A 19,372-nucleotide genomic window follows, 5' to 3' on the forward strand; every position below is an offset into this window, starting at 1 on the left:
TCTTTCACGCGCGTCCAAGGGGAGCGTGCTGATCAGAATGCTCATTGAAGAGGCCAGAGAAATTCATGATCACCGCATCAATGTCATCATGAGCATCCAACGGCGGCGCCTCAAGTGCGTTTTGCAGAGGTCTATCGTGATGATCGGCCGCCTCAAACATTGACCAGGTTTCGTTCAGCAGGTAGGACATCCGGGCAGCCGGGAGCGGAGCGCAGCCGAGGGCCTGCACGATGCCGCCGAGCGACGACTTGAGGGCACCGCGGCTTTTTGCCAGCACTGCTGCCTCTACTAGTTCCGCGGGCGCCTGCACCGACATGAATGTGGGGATAGAACCCTGGGAACCCTGGGAAGGCCGCTCAGGCAGAGTGACCAAGATGCTTCCGAATGGACTGGGCCACGTCGCCAGGCTGCCATTGGCATTTACTTCTCCCAGTTCGGCTACAATCAACTCGCGCGCGACCTTTGCCAAGAAATCAATCCGGAGTTGGTGAGAATGGGCTCGATCCACGCCGAGCGGCATGGCTGCCTCCGACGATGCCGCAATGCGCCGCAGGTACGGGTTGTTGCTCTGTCCATTGGACAGTTTTTCCGCAGCGCGGGCCCTAAACACAGGACCGAGCGCGCCATCCTGGAGATCCCACGGGGAATAGCAATGCAGCCCGGTAGCTTCCTCAGCCTCTCTCACGCCAAGCGGTGATCGGCCAAGTCTGCCGCTGATGGCCAGCACCTTGTGGCCGGCAGCGCGCAACGTATCCACTCCATACTTTGCACCCATCGCGTCGTAGGACGCGAATATTGTGCCAAGAGCCATGCTGCGAAATGATTCCGCCAGAATTAACTCGGACGTTTCCTTCTGCTGCAGCCCGTCGGCAATCTCGATGACAGCAACGTCGCATCCATTTTCGGCTGCATGGTTCAGCAGGCGGAAAGCGCCCTTTTCGATCATTTCCACCGAGGCAAGATAAGTGGTTGCAAACCCGGCGTCGGTGAAATCAAGAACGATGTCAGCGCCCGCATCGCGCACAATCCAGGTGTCGCCACCGGACCCGGTTCCGGTAATCTTCAGCGCGGCAACCTTAAGCCCTGCTCTTTTGAAACCTCTTACTAACGACGTCGCCGTCAATGTCTTTCCCGCGTTCATGGATGTTCCCAGCGACAGGACAATCGGCAGAGAGGGGCGAAGGTCGTCGGAGCTGACCTTGTAATCCCAAACATTCAATCGGCGACCGAACTTGTCCCCGATCAGTCCGAGAGGGGTGATCTTCGTTGGCGCGATCATGCGATCATGTCTGGAAAGCTCACACGCTGCGATGCCTCCCCCCGCCACTAGGTCACATGGTCCGAGATCAGGGCCAATAACAGCTTCGAACTGGTCCGGTGCGTATCTGTTTCCATAGCAAATGATTATCTCATCGCCGGGAAACATGATCGCCTTTCTCCCGTTGATCAGCTCCAATCTGCTGTGATTGCCGAGTTTGTCCACACGAGCCAGGACAAGATCGCCTGCGACCGGCTGCAAGGAACCTGTGATCAACGTACGCATATGCGAGGCCGCGACCCGGCGAGTCGCGAACGAACGCTTGGCTTTCTTCATGCGCCCGCGCTGAATTCTACAAACAGACATGATACCCACCCCAACGCTACTTCAATTACGCAGTCCTAGTCTTTTTGCCTAAAACTTTATTTAAGTTTTATTTTCCTCTGGCTCCAACCTTCTTTTATTTTTTGTTGCCTTAACCATTAGCTAACCATAATATAACTGAGGGTTGCGCGCAAGCGATGGAGGCAGGAACCTTTCGTAAAGCAGACGGAAGGTTAATTCGGGGGGCAAAATGTATGGCTATAGTATGCCCAGTTGGGGAATTAAAGCCGTTTGAGATCACCGGGTTCAAGACGCTATCCGGCCTCAACGTGTATAACGCGAATACAGTCGTTAAATTGACGCTGAATTTGGGGCAACTGGCTACTGCCCGCGTGTCCGGTTTTACTGATGAGGTCCGATTGGTGCTTTCCGGTCTCTTTCCGGAATGCGAGCAGGATGCTTTGGTAGCTTCGTATCTTGCTGATGCGATCCTGGCCGCGGACCTCGAGCTTCGCCGCGCGATGAATTTTTATTCGTTTCCAACTGTGGCCACGTTGGTGAGCGATCCGTCCGAGAGCAATTCAGTGATCGTCTGGGAGTCGGACGACTCGCAAATGTCGCGCGCGGCCGCGGCGGCTGTCGTTGATGCGGTCAGCGAGGCAACGCGAGATGGTGATGCCACATCGAAGTATTCCCTCGCACGGGAATCGAACCTGGAAAGAGCAAAGAAACGGCGACTTTCAAATTCGACCGCAGTGCTGGTTGCGGCCGCCAAGAGGAACCGCATCCCGTTCGAGTTTGTCGCGCGCAACCATCTTCGTCTCGGCCAAGGCAAAAACCAAAAGCAGCTCTTCTCAACGATATCCGGTTCGACATCGTTTGCGTCGGCGAAAGTGGCCCTCGACAAGAGGCTGGGCAACAGGCTTTTAGCGCAGGCCGGCTTGCCCGTACCGCGCCAGCTTACGGTTCGCAGCAAATCCGAGGCGGTCGCTGCCGCCAAGCAGCTGGGCAAATCTGTGGTGGTGAAACCCGCCCAAGGCAATCAGGGGCGCGGAGTTTCAGTCAAGCTGCGGGGACGCCGCGCTGTTGAAGCCGCGTTCGACATAGCGTGCCAGGTGGCTCAGTCTGAACGGTATGGCGTGCTGGTAGAAGAGTTCATCGCCGGCCCGGAGTATCGAGCGACGATTGTTGATTTTCGTGTCGTGGCGGCAGTCCTATGTTGCCCGCCGCAGGTTATTGGCGACGGCGAAAAAACGCTGCGTCATTTGATCGATGGTTTGAATCGGGAACCCGACAGGGACGGCAGGCGTCTGTCGCGTCTGGAAATCGACGACGACCTGCTTAGACACCTGTCATTGCACCATCTTACGATGGAGACTATCCCCATTGCCGGGCAGCAGGTGGCTCTGCGACCAAACGGTCACCTCGCACGCGGAGGCGTACCGGTCGACGTTACAAATTCCGTCCATCCGGACAATCATAAGCTATGTGAACGTATCGCCAGGGTCATTGGGCTCAGTATTGCCGGGTTGGATCTGATCATGCCCGACATTGCGCAATCTCACAAAGATGTCGGGTGCACTGTCATCGAGGTGAACGCTAGACCAGGGATCGAGTTTCATCTTTGGCCGCGGGCCGGCACGGCAAGGGATGTGAGCGAGATAATCCTGGCCAATATGTACGACGATCCGGCTTCATCGGAAGTTGCCACGGTGCTCGTCCTTGGCGACCGGCATACCAGCATGGTGGCAAAAGCAATCGAGCACCGGTTCATGGCAGAGGGGCGGAGCATCGGCCTCTTGTCGAAGAAAGGCGCCTACATCAACACCGCACCACAAGGATTCAGCCAGCGGGCAACCCCGCAAATGCTGGCCAGGGATCCTTTATTGGAAGCACTGGTTTATGCCGCTTCTCCAGCAAGAATCTCGGAGAACGGTCTTGGTCTGGGCGCTTGCCACGCCGTGTCGGTGACGGCGACGGACGTCGAGAATTGCGAGATTCTCAAAAACCTGGCCAAAGCAGTTTTGAACGCCGGTAACCGTGGCTGTTTTATCGTCGACAATGAGGATTTCGGATCCCGCCAGGCGTTGTCGGCGCTGCCTGTTGAAAGATTGATTCTGACAAGTGCCGAGACTGAGCTTGGCCCTGATTTGCGGCGACATCTACAACGCGGTGGATTGGCTCTATCGATGCGGTGGAGCACCGATGGGTCCGGACCCAAGATGACGCTTGCATCGGGATCTGGCGAGCTGGTTTCGGAACCTGCCACGTTTGCGTCGCGACCGCCGCAGCTCAAGGCTGCAATGCATGCAATGGCAATTTCGTATCTGGCAAAACGGGATGCATGGTTTGATGAGGTGGAGTCGCCACCTTCGAATCGACCTTACGCAAATGGAGTTCACCAGCAGGCAGGAGTTTCTCTGCTGAGGTAAAAAGGGAGTAGCGTTCATGGATACTGTTTCAGCGACTGCGACACCAAATGTTTCGCAAGGCGACGCGGCAGCACTCGTCGCCTTGGCCCTGCAACGCACCAAGAACAAGGCGGGGGAGCCTAGAACCCGTGTAAGGATGTCTTACAAGACATTCAGGCGCTTGACCGGGCGTCGTATAGGGGGGGCAAAATTTGTGCGGGAGTTCACTGCGGAGATGGTGAACCTGGGCTGGCTGATGGTCCGCATGCCGTCGGCGTATGGCTTCGTGCGCGCAGCGTCGCTAGACAAATGGCCGCTCACAAAATCGAATGTGGTCGCGAAAGAACTCAAGCTGATCGGTGAGGGATTGCTCTCGGAAGTGCTGGACAATGCACGGCGGGAGCTTGGCGAGGCTACTGACGCATCAGGTGCCCGCAATGGGTCGACCGGGAACAAGAAAAAAGACAGTAGTCGGATAGACACGCATTGACGGGAAAGCGAGGGTGAAGGCACCTCGGGGCAGCAGTTACTGCTTTGCGCACGGCATGACGGCGAAAGCAGCAAGCTCGACAAGGGAGTAAATATGGCGACTGGCTCTGTTTACGTCTGGGAGCCATGTGACTCGGACTTCACCGGCGGCCGCGTGTATCTGGCGGACGTCGAATTGCCCTATCTTTCCCAGCTCGCTGGAAGGCGGGGCCTGCGGGGGCGGTACGTGGACGTCATCAGCCATCCAGGCATGGAAGAGGATTGGCCGACTGGCCAGATGGGCGAGGTGTCGCCCGACGAGTATGGCAATTTTTCTTTCAAGCCGTCCGGCGATGGCGATTGCGGTGGATGGGAAAGCCGCGAGGCCGCCGCGGGCTTTGGCCAGGTCAACGTCTACTACCACGTCTCCTTGATGAGCCAGCGCATCAACGATGCACTTCGTTCATCTGGAATAGGCTCCCTGCCGAAAGTCAGGGCGATCGTCAATGCACGTCGGCCGAGCCCACGACCGGGCAGTCCTGAGGACACCAGCAGCTGGGTGCCGGTCAAAGGGGCCAGATATCGTTACCCAGCAAGAACGGAAAATCTCGACGACTTTTCAATTCCGCTTTGCGGAGAGTTACTTTTCGGTCCGGGGCACGGGGTCACCGCGGAAGGGTGGCTGCCACGAATTTCAGGCGGCACCTATCGCTGCGACCCATCCCACGACGCCGGCAAAATATACCAGGCGTTCGGGCTTCACGTCGTGCGTCATACCGCTGATGTGCAGGCCGACAGGTTGCGTGCACCGCGTGCCGCGTTCAGCAGACCGGGTGCCCTTGAATATGCCGTGAGCACTTATCTGGCCGCCTCCATGCTATCGAGCCCCCACGTCGGGTGCTGGCACGCTCGTCACGATGCTGAGTTTGTGCCTGCGGGCAGCCTTGCCAATGAGACCCGCATTGACGATGACGAAATGCAGCCGCAGGAGGCGCTGGTCGCACAAGCCCTCGCGGGGGCGATGTGGGATCTGCACAAAGTATTTCTCGGGCACGAATTTGCCTGCATGGAGTTGGTTGTTGGTGCCCTTTTGGAGCTTGGGCGACTTTCTGACAGCCCCTTCGCTCCCTCCCGGGTCAAAACCAGGTCGATCAGATCATCACCACGCAGCTTTGTCTCGTGCCTTCTTCATACGGACAGCGTGGCGTCCGGCGGGCTTTACAAAACGCCGATCCGGGAGATCTTCGAGAAGCGCGGGATCGGTTTTAGTTCGCTTGTGACCGACATGCTGCTCGCGCCGTCAGTTCCGCCTCTCCCTCACCGCCTCAGCGGCTCTCTAGACGTGCAGCGCCATGTTGCCAAAATTCGCGAAAAGTTTCCGGAAGTCATAATTCCGGACGATGGCGATCTCCTCGACCCGGACCAACTTGAACTGTTCCTCTCGTCGTCTATCACCGCCCCATACCATCTCGCCGCAGTGGGAGACGTCATGACAGGCATGCGGATGCGCCATCGTATTCGCAGGTTCGGCCCAGACTACCCCCTCGCTTGGGTCAAGCCGATCTTCAGGCGCAGCGCGCTAATAACGGGAAACCTTGAAGGACCGTTCGCCTCCACATCCGAGCGGTTGGACACCACTCGGAAATACTCATATAAGGTCGACCCCAAATCGGCCCCGGTCTTACGCCGCGCCGGCTTCGCGGCCATGACCATTGCGAACAATCACATTCGGGACTGCGGCCCAAGCGGCGTAGTTGAGACGCTGGAGACGCTGGAGCGACATTCTATCAAACCGTACGGTGGCGGTAGGGACCAGAACTCGGCCCACGATCCGGCGATTTTTGACGGCGTGGATATCCGCATCGGACTGCTCGGATATTACTGGAACGACCGAACGGCGGCTCGTGACGACCTCCCGGGCTCCGCCCAGGATCTTCCCGAACTCGTCGAGAGAGATCTCGCACGGCTGCGGCCGTTGGTCGATCGGATCGCCGTGATGGTGCACTGGGGCGATATTACATACCAGCGCCATCCTGCCGAGCAAGACCGCGTGAAAGCACGGCAGTTTATCGACTTCGGCGCCGACGCCGTCATCGGCCATCATCCACATATCCTCCAGCCGATCGAGATCTATAAAGATCGGCCGATACTATACAGTGTCGGCAATTTCGCCTTTGGGTCAGGAAGCAGCCGGGGTGAGTCTATCTTGCCGTGCTTCCACTTTGGTGCGCGGCAGATAGGTCTGGATATATACCCCGTTTACGCTCAAAACAGAGATCCGCGCCTCGACTACCAACCAAAAATAATGGGAGGGGCGGCCGGGCGGGCGACGATCGATCGGCTGCTCGATTTGTCGCCTGGACTGGGCAGTGCAGTAGCCGATGTCCAGGACAGATGCCTCAAATTGTCTATCCCCTCGTGCTGACGGCCAGCCTTCGGCAAGCGCCAAGTCCCCATGACTGAAACGAAGTCTTTACCGCCCAGGCGGTTTTGATTTGTTTAGAAGTCTCTAATGAACTATGGCATCATGCCAATCGTCATAAGGAGGGGCAGGTGCGATTTCCAATCCGTCTGTTGACTGCGGCGGTGATGGCCTGCAGCCTGGTTTACTCAGGCCCGGTGCTTGCCTGGAAGGTGGGCAAGGGTACGACCACAGCAACCATCAACGGGACGAAGCTGACGGTCTATACCTACCACCCAAAGAGCTGCAGCAATCCCGCGATTCTGTTCGTCTTCCATGGGTTGAGCCGAACGGCGTCTTCCTACAGGGATTATGCGCAGTCTCTCGCTGATCGAAACTGCCTGATCGTCATGGCGCCACTCTTTGACTTGGAAAGGTTCCCAAGCTGGAGCTATCAACGTGGGGGGATCGTCAACAGCGGCGCTATTCAGCCGCGAGAACGATGGACCGTCTGGTATGTGAAGGGCCTGGTGAACTGGGCGAGGTCACGAGAGGGATTGCCGAACGCGCAGTATTACCTTTTCGGACATTCCGCCGGCGGCCAATTTACGTCTCGTGTTGCCGCGTTCGCCTTGGCCGACGCGAAGAGATTGGTGGTTGCCAACCCATCATCATATGTTCTGCCCTCGCTGGCGGAATCCGTGGCCTACGGGCTCGGCTGCGTCTCCTCGGGATGCGTCTATACGCCGGATCAAGCCATCGAGGAGATGGAAGCGTATCTGGCCTTGCCGCTGACGATCTATCTTGGAGAAGAGGATACAGGCGATGCCGAGCTGAACGAAGGCGCGGCCGCTATGCGCCAGGGAGCGACACGCCTGGAACGGGGCCAGTACACATACGAGTTAGCGCAAGCTGTCGCGAGCGCCAACGGGTGGCCCTTTAACTGGCGTCTTGTGATCTTGCCGGGCGTCGGGCATTCGGCAATGGATATGTTGGGTTCGGATCAGGCAGCTAGCGCATTCGGACTCAAATAGCGGGATCTGCGGTCCTGTAGCTCGGCAAGATGTAGATACCTCGATGAGCGAGATAGCCTAGCGCGAGTCGCTTGGCCAAAGTTTGCGCAGCCTGCGGCGGCACGCAATTTAATTAGGATATTCTAATTTAGCAAAGTTTAAACGCGATTCGATCTAGCCTGCTTCCCTGCGAGGGCATCTCAATGCGAAAGCTGAAGGACCTGCTGCTCGATAGGAGCGGAAACTTTGCCGTGGCAGCGGCGTTGGTGGCGCTACCGCTATGCTTGGTCTTGGGCGTGGCCATTGACCTTACCAGTGCCGTCACCTGGAAGTCCAGACTGCAAGAATTGGCCGATTCAGCGGCTCTGGCAGCTATAGAGAGCGACGGTGGAGACGAGGAAGCCGTCGCGGCCGCCAAGAACATTGCGCTTGGTAACGGCTCTTTTGCGGTGGGAGCGGTGGTTGAAGTCGACATCACAACGCCGACTCCCGTGTCGCGGGAGGCAGCAGTTGAAATCGCCGCAACAATGCCGACGGACTTTATGAATCTTGCCGGCATTCAGGCGATCAGCCTTCACGTCACGGCAAAGGCACGAAAGGCCCCCCGGAGTATTGCATCTATGCTCTCGATCCAGAGTCAACCGGAGCGCTGAGTGTGACCGGTTTAGGAAAGGTGTCGGTGCCAAATTGTGGCATTCAGGTAAATTCTTCCAGCCCCGAAGCACTGAGACACGTTGGGGCCGGCAAAATCGCCGCGACAAAAATCTCGGTAGTCGGCAATTACGAAGGCGGCGGATACAGCGTTTCCCCGAAGACGAACCAGCCCTTCCTCGCCGACCCACTTGTCAGCACACCAGAACCGGTTCCCCCGACCGGTTGCGACTACAGCAACCAGGCGCTCTCGGATGTCACCATTCCGGCCGGGCGGGTGTTCTGCGGAAGCATCGACTTCGGTGGAAAAATAGTGCTTTCCCCAGGCGTTCACTACTTTCACAATGCGATAGTCGGCATCAGCAACAATGCGAAAATCACAGGCAAGGAAGTCACCATATTTGTCGATTCCAAGTCCAGCATCATACAGGCAGGTGGTAACGGCGCCATGGAACTTTCCGCTCCTACAAGCGGCGTTTATACCGGAATTGCCATCTTCGGATCGCGTACCGCCTTACCATTGTTGCCGGCTATATCGCTTACAATAAATAAGAATTACTCGATAACTGGCACAATATACTTGCCAATGCACCACCTTAAAATGAAAGGGAGCAATGACAAGAAGTTGGCTACCGGCCTGGGATGGATTGTTGCTTGGCAATTCTCTTACAATGGAGATTCGAGCGTCAACCTGGATGGCTACAGCGGCACCCCACCAAAGGGTCTCGGAGACGCAGCAATCGCGTTGCTGCAATAGATGGAGACGGTACCCGGTTCGTAGCTTCGAAGGTGCCCTTCCGGCTGAGTTAGCGAACTCTCAAACGCAGTCCTTAACGGAATGCGACCCGCTTCTAAAGTCACCGTCGCGGGGTGACCGTCGTTTTCACCGATCTACGCGCCTTTGCAGCATTCGCCGAGACTGCGAACCCGAGCGAGTTGCAGCAAGCTGACGATGGTATTTGCAAAGACCTCTAGCCCTCGCTGCTCTAGACGGCCATCGGTCTCTTCTTTCTGGTCATCGTAGTAGTTGCTTCTTAACCAAGTCGAGCGCATTTCCCGGCTTGAGGAGCGATTTCCGCGTGGGCTTTTTGAGAATGCTTCTGATTTGCGATGACGACACGGAGGCTCATCATTTGTGTTGCAGAAAAGATTGCTGGACCGACCCTCGTATCGCCGCGTTCCATAAGTGGGTTTCGGACGAGGCCACGTGGCCGTGTTTGGGCGGCTCTCCGTTAGCGAGGGTCCTATTTGAGCGCTCTGCAGTTCCGGCGCCCTGAAGGCCGGGACGGTCAGGCCCGCCAAACGGCGACGATTGAGCGCACTGCTGCTCGACAGCTTGTGAGCCGGGTTTGTCTTGTTGTCTGAATAGCCGCCTTCGAGCGTGAGCACCTTGGCAGGCGCTTTCTTTTCGCGCGAAATTGCCACCGTTTTAAAGCGGGAGGGTCGGGATGCAGGTTTTCGATGACATCGAGGCGCTGCTGGATGCGGGTGAAGCCTCGACGGCACTTAAGGAAGTGCGGGCGCTGGTGCATCAATTTGGGCGCGGGTCCAGTGTCTTGGCGGGCGCGATCGACGACCTCATTATTGACCTGTCGACGCTATCATTCGTCGCCGATGCTTACGGAGACCGTATCGCAGAGGCGGCGAGCATGCTGGCCCGAAAAAGACTATTGAAGATCAAGTTGCTCGCGCCTCGTCAGAGCGTCGAAGCGGTCAGCTAGAGATTGGTGGTCGCTACGAAAAACGTGTCGACCTGCTCGGTGCTCCGACCGCATCGAAACCTCTCGCCATCATCGGTTCCGTACGGACGAAAGAGCCGCCTGACCCTGCGACCAGATGAAAGCTTGGACTTGCGGCAGACCGCAAGCAGTTGGAGCTTGAATTGCCGACACACTCTCAGGAACCGTTGCCGGGATCGCACTCCATTGGTCGTCGGCCCAGATCCGGCGCGCCTCGCTTAAGGTGCCGGTCGAATATGGCCAGCTTCTCTTCGTAGCCGAGCCGCACTCTGGACCTGCAGCTATCGCATTTGAAACCGGCAATCGTTTTCAGCCAGGATCCCCTTCTCACCATAGGGCGTGAACAGGAGGGGCATTGGAATTCTAAAGGTACGTCGCGCAGTTCATTTGATAGAGGCACTGTGCATGTTCTCCTCAGCGGCACGGCCACTGCAACAAAGTACAAGGAGAAATGTTTCCGGGTTCGGCCATTTGCTTGAAAGAATCGGACCTAAGTCTAAATGGTGAGCGGCCCGAAACCCATTCGCCTTGCTGTCGGCCTTTGCGTCGGAAATTGAAAATAGCGAGGGTTCGAAGGCGGCCCCGGGCGTGAGGCTGGCAAGTGGGCCAAGACGGCGGCGGTAAGGCGGAGCCTGTGGCGATCAAATAACCGGTTCCCCTAGAATCTCCTTTAGCCAGCTCATGGTTCTCAGCCCGTATGCCATTCCGGCGCAGTCGGCAAACCAGTCGAAGACACTCATGTCACGCCCTGTGACGCATTGAAGGATTTCGATCGCTGCGCCCGTTAAAGCAAGTAGAACCGCCAGCCGGACCACCTGTTGGGGCCAGCCGAGGCTACCCAAAGCCGACAAGGTGGCGAACGCGGCGGCGTGGTTGAGCTTGTCGTGATGAGACGTAAAGGCCAATCCGAGGGCGTGCAGCAAGTGGTCTGGCAATAGCGCGAGCAGCAGGACGACTGCCAACGTGGAGAGAAAGGCAGCCCTTGCCATGCTCAGATAAAAGCTCGACTGCGGCAATCTATTCGTAGCACTCCCGGTTCCTAGTTCTCGCTTGCCATACTGGTGCAGGAGGCAGAGCTCCAACCTGCATCTGAGCTTCGAGCGCGAACAACTGGCATGCTTAACAGACCTCCTGATGTCATCAGGAAGTTCCATGAAACAGCCTATGTCACTCTGGATGGTTCCATAGGGCGCTGCGAATGTCGCCCTCCATTGTGATGAGGCCGAGGGTTTCCTGCCGAAAAGGCGCGGCGGAATAGGCGAGCCATTGGTACCGCTTGCGCGCAGGTGCGATGCGTATCGTGCTGGCCACGGCTGGGCGGGAGCGGAACTCTTTCCAGCCTTGGCCCCGCTGTGCAGCCCGGCCGACGCCCTTCTGAATTCAATTTCGTCGGCGTCGCGGCTACCAGACGAAACGTTATTTAGGTCATCCCTGCCTCGGTGATCTCGCCTTTACAGATTCCAATCCTGGACGCTAAGCCAGCAGGGGCCACTCGCTGCTGTCCAATAACAAGCCTCAAACATCAGGTCGCGGTTATATGCAAAAAAGCCGGCCACCTTTCAGCAGCCGGCCAGTGCAAACAAGGAAGGGAACGTTGCACTGATGGGGCAGTGCACCGTCCGAAGCGTTTCCAAGCGACAATGTTCCACCGACGAGAGAACAAAGAAGGCTTCACCGCCAGCGCACATTCCCGTTAGCCGCACTGTGTTGCCGTCGCCTAGTGTCTAAAGGCCTTTAACCAGCCACGGATCGGTGTCGTATCCGAGGCGCGGCTTTTCCGGCGTTCCACCGGCCGGCAATTTGGCGGTTCCGGTCGGCCTGCAGTCCAGTTCGAGCACCTGCTTCTTGGCAGAGTGCTTCGTAGAGCAAAGGTCCGTGGCGTCACTCACCACCACCTTCTTCTCCTTGGCTATAGCGACACCAGTCCCAGCGATCACGATCGCCGCGCAAAACACAGCTACTCTCATGATACTCCCCACCGTTGCTCCTCCCCAAAAATGCTGAGCATGACGTTACGGCACATTTAAATTAGCGCAAGCGAATATTAGCTTGGCTAGTCCCCTTCACATCGGCTCTGGTCGCCTCCCCCTTGCTGCTGCGCCTTGCGAAACCGGGAGCGCGATATGGTAGGATGGGCGCATGCCTGCTCATGATCGGAGGGCCGTGTTTATGACTTGAGCTCGACATGGCAGAGGGCTGCAACCGTCAAGTTTCCCAAGTCGTCGTGGCGATGAACGATCGCGTCGAGGATCGCTTACTAAGCGGCGTTTACTAGGTTCCGCTGGTCTAGCCCTACGCGATCACACCATAACCACGTGATGACAAATCAGCCATGTGTGTGCTGCGGCGGGCCTGTTCCGCTTGTGGCCGGCGCCTACCCACCCGGGTTCCCCAACCATGGCGTCGGCCATTTTCGTTCTCTCAGCGATTATAAGCCTTTGCTATCGGCCTATGTGTTAGCCTTGGATCGCGGTTAGATCGCCTCGTTCGTTTGGATGTTTCGCTGGCGTTGGGAGGAGGCGCATACGTTCGCCAGCCGGCGGATTCCACACCGCCCCACCGGTCAGGCCCAGCGCGCCCGCTGCAAAGTCCCCGCAGACGGCTGCTGGGCCGCTGGCGGGCAGCGGCTACTTGCTGACGATCCAATCCACCAAGCCAGTTTCGATCAGCTCGCACCCAGTGAAATTGCGCACCAGGGCCTTAGCGAAATCGCGCCATTGACGCTCAGGCGCACCCCTTTCCCCTACTAGGCCTCGTAATGCAGAGCGGAGAACGTCGGCTTGGAACGCGGAGACGGCAACAGTAGACGGGTCGGCATCTTCCCAGCCTCGCGCCATGTCGTGACGACGTTGACGAAGGCGCTTCAGCAGTTCGCGTGAGGCTCGGATGGCCCTGCGCGATTGATATGTCCCGGCGAAATGTGGCGGGTTCCGCCATGGACTTCTGGCGCATCAGCAAGGTGGCCGTAGTGGCCGCTCGAGCGATATCTATGGGCGTTGCAACCATCGCAGCCTCCCAGAAAAGGCAATGGCGAACGACACATTAATAAGCTCGCCGAAACTCTCTCCGCAATGAAAGAGTTGTACGAATTTACCAACCCGCACCCTTCAGTGATGCCGGACCGCTAGATCTTCTCTATTGTTCTGTCATCGCAATGAAGGAGGACATCTTCGAGCACCCGTAGCACACCTGTTGCATGGAAAAAGCTGTAGGCGTCTATAGGTGCCCGGGGAATCCGCCGTTTGTCTGCGTTGTGGAGCGGGACAAAGCAGGTTTCCTCACTCAGGCCGCCTACCGTGAAGCGGGGCACAAGCCCGAATTCGACGCATTGCCTTGGGAAGCTGAATACAGGGCCGCCAACTCAACCAAGCCGGCCGTATCCTAGCTGGCAACCAGGGGCACCGTGACGGTCGTGGCGTAATTTATCGGATACTGGTCGAAATACGGGAAAGCGATGACGAAGGCATAGCTGGCGGTCAGATGCGCTGAGATGTCGATGACGGAGCGGTCGGGAGTAGCGGGGCAGTGGGCGAGGCTATCGCTGGCGAAGGTGACCGCCCAACTAAGGCTAGTAGACCGATGGGATGTTGGCCAGGGTTGTAGCCCCCGGCTCTGATCACGTCGGCCGCATCGCGCGCGTCGCGCGCATTCCCTATGATGCGCCAAGGTAGGACAGTGTAGGCGGTGCCATAACTAGACCACTCGATATAGGTGACGGCGATCCGCCCTGTGCGGGTGCGGGCAATCGCCGACAAGACATCGGACTGCGTCAGGGCTTGCGCGTGTCCCTCTCGTTGCATGCGGGCGGTTTGGGAGGAGATGCTTGCGGACATATCGGCCGCTAGGACGAGGCATAGGTCCACCCGGGGAGCGGCTGTCTGCGCTTGTGGGGATGTTGTGTGAACGAGGAAAGCGATGAAAACGAGGGTGGTGCGGATGATGCGCATGGCAGTGGTAGCAGTTGGGTGACCGACCCCTTCGGTATTGACGCTAACAGCATCATTCACGTCGGCGGCAAATTTTCCGCTCGTTGCAACCGGAGGTGGCGAACATGCCTCATTCGCTGCGGTCTCGCACGATCCGTTGTAGTGCCCCGTCATCGCAGCCATTGCTTGCGCGCCATTTCATCCTGGCCCGGAAAGAGCCGCTTGCCAGGGCACCATATTCCAGTTGCCGTCGCGCCTCGAAACCCCCGTTTGGGTGATATCGTCGTGTCACTTTCCGCTGCGGAACTCCCGCCATGACGAAGGGCGCCCGCGCCCGCGAGAGATCAAAAAGACCCTCCGCCAGTATCCGCGGCGAGCTGCTATAGACTTTTCTAGTGGCGCAGCATGTGTCCCGATTCTGGCCGAGGATGTGCTCGGCGAACAATATTGCGCGTCGCAGCCGGTGCCCGCGCCCACCGACATCATGATCAGTGGCGTGCGCTCCGAAATCGCCTTCCCCACCTCCATTCGCACGATCTCGATTTCCGCGCCGATCGCGCCGGCCGCCTCCAACTGCTTGCCCGCTTCGAAGGCTTGCACGGCGGCCTCAGCTGTCCTGCCGACGGCCTTGAGCCCGCCGGTCCAGGTCGCGCGGGAAGGAATGAGGCGAACATGGCCAATTACCCGATGGCGAGATCAGCCATGCGCTTCGTCGTGGCATAGCCGGCGCTGCATTAGACGGCGTCGGCGGCCAATGTGCTTCAAGGCATTCGATGACGTCGTCGATCACCAGCCCTTCGGCTAGATGCGCCCTCTCATGCGTCCAATATCCGTCGGTGGCTAACAACTCGTCATCGGGCGAGCGGCAAACCGCGAGGATCGAAGCAGATGACATCCTCTTTCGAGATGTCGTCCACCGCGCACGCTTCAATCCAGTCAGCCATCTCCGGCTCCGGCAAAATTCGCTATCGCTATTCAGCGGCCGCCGACATATCCACCTGGTGAAATTCGCCGCGATAGGGTCTGGCTGTCGGCGGCAATTTCCGCTTGAGATAGAAATCCTCATATTTCAGCTGCTTCAGCAGCACCGGCCAGACCTCGCGATAGGCATGCCACATGGACGGGTTCGCCGCCGGCAGGTCGTGCTTGACCAGCTCGTGCAGCCTCGGCAGCGCATGGTAGGGCACCATCGGAAACATGTGATGCTCGACGTGGTAATTCATGTTCCAGTAGATGAAGCGGCTGACCGGGTTCATGTAGACGGTGCGCGTGTTCAGCCGGTGGTCGACGACATTGTCGGCCAGGCCGATATGCTGCAGCAGGCCGGTCAGCACCATGTGCCAGCTGCCATAGAGACGCGGCAGGCCGATCAGCACCAGCGGCAGCAGCGACCACGTGAACAACGCCAGCCCGACTGTCGCCGCATAGATGGCGACATGCCAGCGCGCAGCGATCACCGCCTTGTGCTGCTCCATCTCGGGGATATAGCTCTTCTCTTCATCGGACAGCTTGCCGAACGCCTGGCGCACCAGCGCCGGCAGCGAATAGCGGAAATCGAGAATACCGGTGAAGGCGAGCGCCGCCCGCAGCAGATCTGGGGGGCGCATGACGGCGATTTCGGCATCGCGGCCGACGATGATGGTATCGGTGTGATGGCGGGCATGGCTCCAGCGCCATTGCACTGGGTTGCGCATCAGCATGAAGCTTGAGATCTGGTAGACGACATCGTTCATCCAGCGCGTCCGGAACGCGGTGCCGTGGCCGCATTCGTGCCAGCGCGAGTCGCTCGACGAGCCGTAAAGCACGCCATAGACGAACAGGAACGGCACCACCCACCACGTGCCCCAGAACCATACGATGCCGGTGGCCGACAGCAGGATCGCCGCGACCCAGATGATCGTGTCGCGGATCGCCGGCCCGTCGGAGCGCTGCATCAGCTCCTTCATGGCCTTGCGAGGCACGTCGGTGTGATACCACTCGGCCGAGGCGAGCCCGGTCTCGATGGCGCGTTTGGTGCTTTCACCGACCAGGCTGTAGTCACGCTTCCTGCTTGCCGTCATCGTCATCTCCGCTTTCCCGCCTGCGCTCCGCAAGGGCTGCCTGGGGTCGGCCCGGTCGCGCCTGCTTCCGTATTCCGGCGCACTTCCCGCCCGCCGCGGCAACCGATCGTGTGTTTCAAGCCGGTCACCCCTGCAGTCTCGCAAAAGCGCCGGACGGCGCAGGGTAATCCTGTTGCGGCTGCCGGGCGATCGACGCTATCCTCGCTTCAGCTTCGGCGATCTGGCCGGCACCGTCGAGCACCCGGAACACGGCGTCATAGGAGCGGCTTTCGCCATGGTCCAGCCAGATCATCTCGCCCCGTTCGCGCGCGGCGAGATTGCCCAGAACATGATGCGTCGAGGGTTCGATTCCCAACGCATATAGGCCGGCCTGGAAGTTCTGCCACTGATAGGTGCAGGGCAGCTGATCCTTGCGGGTCACGACCTCGAAGCCGAGGCCCAGGTGGTCATTGACGACGGCTACCGGCACCTCGCCCGCCGCATCGGCGCCAAGCTCGTGCTCCCAGACCTGCTCGCTGAATCCCAGCTGCGGCGCCGGCACGGTTCGGTAGCCGACCTTCTGAGCCTCGTAACGATCGCCGGCGTGCGCCGCCCAGACGACATCCCGGATCGGCGCCAGGTAGCGCGAACCCTCGTCGAGCAAGGGATGGCTGACATTGACGTGATAGAAATACATGTGCGGCGTGCGGCTGAAACCATGATTGACGACGCGGTCCGACAGCCGGATCTCGCTGCCGCCGACATCGGCCTCGATGCGGCGCAGCAAATGGAGATCCTCGCCGAACACGGTTGCCTGCTGGACGATGCCTTCCGCCCACAGCACGCAGCGGTCGCCGTCCCAGGCCTCGCCGTAGCCGGTCAGCCGCGCCGGCACGGTGCCGATGCGGCCATGCAGCGAGTGCAATACCCGCTTGCGCCCCGGATAATTGTAGCTTTCGGCCGGCACGTCTTGCCGGCCCAGTATATGGTCGAGGCCGCAGGTGACGAGCAGCCCCGAGAACGACCGGCCAAAGGCGAAACCGTCCTCCCCTTCATGCTCGTGCAGTCCGGGGTGGCGAAAGCCACTCGGCGAATGCCAGCCGATCGCCTGGCCCCGGAAGTCGCAATCGGCGATATCGAGCGCCCGGTCGACCAGCGCCGTGAAGCGCAGGCCGGAGCCGGTGCGGAACTCGAGCATCCGGATGCCGCGCTCCACGCCGTCGCCGAGCGTCATCAGCCGCACGCCGGCGAACTGCGACAGCATGCCGGACCGCTCGGCCACCTGCCTTCGCGACAGCGTCTTGCCGTAAAGCTCTACCATGCGACGTCCTTCACTTTGCCCTCGCCTCCTTGAGCAAGGCCGACATGTCGGCGCCGGTGATGATGCTTTCCACCGTCAACAGGTCGGTGTCGGCGACCGTCTGTTCCGCGACGATTTCGCCGCGGCGCATGACGATGATGCGGTCGGCGACCTGGAACACGTGGTGGATGTTGTGGGTGATGAGCAGCACCGAGTGGCCGGCGTCGCGCACCTCCTTGACGAAGCGCAGCACGCCGTGGGTTTCCTCGACGCCAAGATTGTTGGTCGGCTCGTCGAGTATGATCACCTTGGCGGCGAACTGCATGGCGCGCGAGATCGCGATCGATTGCCGCTCACCGCCCGAGAGCGTGCTCACCAGTGCATCGGCATCGAGCTTTTTCGAAATGCCGACCCGCTTCAGCAGCGCCGAGGCGGCGTTGCGAAGCTTGGCGAGATCGAGCGGCGCGAACACGCCGAGCCAGCCGAAATTGACCGGCTCCCGGCCCAGGAAAAGATTGCGCGCGATGCTGAGGTCCGGCGCGAGCGATGTGTCCTGATGGATGGTCTCGATGCCGAGGTCCATCGCGTCGCGCGTCGAGCGGATCGATGCCTTCTCGCCGCGCACGAAGATGTCGCCGTGGTCGGCCGGGAAGACGCCGGAGATCGCTTTGATCAGCGTTGACTTGCCGGCGCCATTGTCGCCGAGCAGGGCAACCACCTCGCCTTCGTTGAGGGTGAACGAGGCGTTCTTCAGCGCACGCACGTTGCCGAAGGACTTTTGCAGGTCTTGCAGACGCAGCACTTCCATCGTCAGCTCCTTGCGGCGTTCTTCTGCAGCAAAGCGTGCAGGATGAGCATGGCGAGGATGATGACGCCGACGAAGATGTTGTATGCCAAGCCCGGCACGCCGATCAGCACGATGCCGTTGCGGATGGCGCGCAGCATCAGCGCGCCGACGATGGTGCCGAGGATGGTGCCGCGCCCGCCGGTGAGCGCCGTGCCGCCGACCACCACCATGGCGATCACTTCGAGTTCGTAGCCGGTGCCGGCCACCGGCGAGGCGGCCGAAATCCGGAACGCGCTGATCATGCCGGCCAGCCCGGCCACCACCGAGGTCAGGATGAACAGCCAGATCTTGACCGCGTCGGCCGGCACGCCGCGCGCCACCGCTGCGTTGCGGTTGCTGCCGATGGCGCTGATCCAGTTGCCGAGCTTGGCGTAGCGCAGGATGTAAATCGCCAGCAGCGACAGGCCGATGAACCACCAGAGCGAGGTGTAGAACCGGAACGAGCCTACATTGAAGCTGCCGGCAAGCAGCGTGACGAAGAAGCCGGGCTGGTCCCACGACTTCAGGGGGAATCCCTGCGTGATGTAGAGCGCCGCGCCGCGCACGACGAGCAGCATCGACAGCGTGACCAGGAACGAGGAAATGCCGATCTTGGTGACGATCAGCCCGTTGATGGCGCCGATCGCGATGCACAGCACAAGCCCGGCCAGGAGGGCGACGCCGATGTCGATACCGCCATTCTGCACCAGCAGCATCACCACGACGGGCGCAAGGCCGAACACGGCGCCGACCGACAGATCGAACTCGCCCGCCGTCAGCAGCAGCGTCATGCCGAGAGCGATGATGCCGAGCTCGGGCAGGAACGCCATCATGTTGGATATGTTGAGCGGCGACAGGAAGTTGCCGTCGGCGATGGCGAAAACCACGAGCAGCACGATGAGGATGATGAGCGAGGAGAATTGCGGCGAACGCAGCAGCGCAGACCTGCCCTTCGCTCGCTGCGTGTCGTCGTCTGCTGTGATTGCCATATCTGTCAGGACCATGCGTTTCGTCCG

General features: G+C 59.4%; 16 protein-coding genes and 1 pseudogene. 7 read left to right on the forward strand and 10 right to left on the reverse strand.

What is annotated here, in order from left to right:
- Nucleotides 1-4 precede the first annotated feature (4 nt).
- Nucleotides 5-1,594, reverse strand: coding sequence for a hypothetical protein (locus tag NL532_RS20870; protein WP_023723909.1), 1,590 nt, complete (start codon nucleotides 1,592-1,594; stop codon nucleotides 5-7).
- Nucleotides 1,595-1,938: 344 nt separating this feature from the next.
- Here NL532_RS20870 and NL532_RS20875 point away from each other — a divergent pair, with 344 nt between their 5' ends.
- The 7 genes from NL532_RS20875 (at nucleotide 1,939) to NL532_RS20905 (ending at nucleotide 10,247) form a co-directional block, all read left to right on the forward strand.
- Entirely contained in the window at nucleotides 1,939-4,014 is a 2,076-nt protein-coding gene (locus NL532_RS20875) for an ATP-grasp domain-containing protein (protein ID WP_196813877.1), read from the forward strand.
- A gap of 16 nt (nucleotides 4,015-4,030) precedes the next feature.
- On the forward strand, nucleotides 4,031-4,483 hold the full coding sequence (locus tag NL532_RS20880; protein ID WP_023829570.1) for a hypothetical protein: 453 nt from the start codon (nucleotides 4,031-4,033) through the stop codon (nucleotides 4,481-4,483).
- Between the two features lie 225 nt (nucleotides 4,484-4,708).
- Nucleotides 4,709-6,886 (forward strand): CapA family protein, encoded by a 2,178-nt coding sequence (locus tag NL532_RS20885; protein WP_196813878.1) that lies wholly within the window; start codon nucleotides 4,709-4,711, stop codon nucleotides 6,884-6,886.
- A gap of 128 nt (nucleotides 6,887-7,014) precedes the next feature.
- Nucleotides 7,015-7,896: an alpha/beta hydrolase gene (locus NL532_RS20890; RefSeq protein WP_155923845.1), complete on the forward strand. Its 882-nt coding sequence runs from the start codon at nucleotides 7,015-7,017 to the stop codon at nucleotides 7,894-7,896.
- Nucleotides 7,897-8,078: 182 nt separating this feature from the next.
- Entirely contained in the window at nucleotides 8,079-8,528 is a 450-nt protein-coding gene (locus NL532_RS20895; RefSeq protein ID WP_286487434.1) for a TadE/TadG family type IV pilus assembly protein, read from the forward strand.
- 2 nt (nucleotides 8,529-8,530) lie between these two features.
- Nucleotides 8,531-9,283 carry a hypothetical protein gene (locus NL532_RS20900; RefSeq protein ID WP_286487436.1) on the forward strand — a complete coding sequence of 251 codons (753 nt, stop codon included), beginning with the start codon at nucleotides 8,531-8,533 and terminating at the stop codon, nucleotides 9,281-9,283.
- 691 nt (nucleotides 9,284-9,974) lie between these two features.
- A complete protein-coding gene (locus tag NL532_RS20905; RefSeq protein WP_023708226.1) occupies nucleotides 9,975-10,247 on the forward strand; it encodes a hypothetical protein in 273 nt (90 codons plus the stop codon).
- Nucleotides 10,248-10,906: 659 nt separating this feature from the next.
- Here NL532_RS20905 and NL532_RS20910 read toward each other — a convergent pair.
- From NL532_RS20910 to NL532_RS20945, 9 genes and pseudogenes are all read right to left on the reverse strand, one after another.
- The gene (locus NL532_RS20910; RefSeq protein ID WP_286487438.1) at nucleotides 10,907-11,281 is read right to left on the reverse strand and encodes a VanZ family protein; all 375 of its coding nucleotides are present in this window, start codon (nucleotides 11,279-11,281) and stop codon (nucleotides 10,907-10,909) included.
- Nucleotides 11,282-11,989: 708 nt separating this feature from the next.
- Nucleotides 11,990-12,232 (reverse strand): hypothetical protein, encoded by a 243-nt coding sequence (locus NL532_RS20915; protein ID WP_023829779.1) that lies wholly within the window; start codon nucleotides 12,230-12,232, stop codon nucleotides 11,990-11,992.
- A gap of 1,509 nt (nucleotides 12,233-13,741) precedes the next feature.
- Nucleotides 13,742-14,374 (reverse strand): DUF1194 domain-containing protein, encoded by a 633-nt coding sequence (locus NL532_RS32255; protein WP_081731021.1) that lies wholly within the window; start codon nucleotides 14,372-14,374, stop codon nucleotides 13,742-13,744.
- 105 nt (nucleotides 14,375-14,479) lie between these two features.
- On the reverse strand, nucleotides 14,480-14,872 hold the full coding sequence (locus tag NL532_RS20920; RefSeq protein WP_502882007.1) for a 3-methyl-2-oxobutanoate hydroxymethyltransferase: 393 nt from the start codon (nucleotides 14,870-14,872) through the stop codon (nucleotides 14,480-14,482).
- An 85-nt stretch (nucleotides 14,873-14,957) separates the two neighbouring features.
- Nucleotides 14,958-15,135: pseudogene (locus NL532_RS20925) on the reverse strand (Rieske 2Fe-2S domain-containing protein); the annotation flags it as partial.
- A 27-nt stretch (nucleotides 15,136-15,162) separates the two neighbouring features.
- On the reverse strand, nucleotides 15,163-16,257 hold the full coding sequence (locus NL532_RS20930; protein WP_286487439.1) for a fatty acid desaturase family protein: 1,095 nt from the start codon (nucleotides 16,255-16,257) through the stop codon (nucleotides 15,163-15,165).
- 118 nt (nucleotides 16,258-16,375) lie between these two features.
- The gene (locus tag NL532_RS20935; RefSeq protein WP_023829481.1) at nucleotides 16,376-17,551 is read right to left on the reverse strand and encodes an aldose 1-epimerase family protein; all 1,176 of its coding nucleotides are present in this window, start codon (nucleotides 17,549-17,551) and stop codon (nucleotides 16,376-16,378) included.
- Nucleotides 17,552-17,561: 10 nt separating this feature from the next.
- Nucleotides 17,562-18,344: an ATP-binding cassette domain-containing protein gene (locus tag NL532_RS20940; RefSeq protein WP_023693351.1), complete on the reverse strand. Its 783-nt coding sequence runs from the start codon at nucleotides 18,342-18,344 to the stop codon at nucleotides 17,562-17,564.
- On the reverse strand, nucleotides 18,341-19,345 hold the full coding sequence (locus tag NL532_RS20945; RefSeq protein WP_050586906.1) for an ABC transporter permease: 1,005 nt from the start codon (nucleotides 19,343-19,345) through the stop codon (nucleotides 18,341-18,343). Before NL532_RS20945 ends, NL532_RS20940 begins: the two co-directional genes overlap by 4 nt.
- Nucleotides 19,346-19,372: the final 27 nt, after the last annotated feature.

Source organism: Mesorhizobium sp. C120A, from assembly GCF_030323105.1.
Classification (GTDB): Bacteria; Pseudomonadota; Alphaproteobacteria; order Rhizobiales; family Rhizobiaceae; genus Mesorhizobium.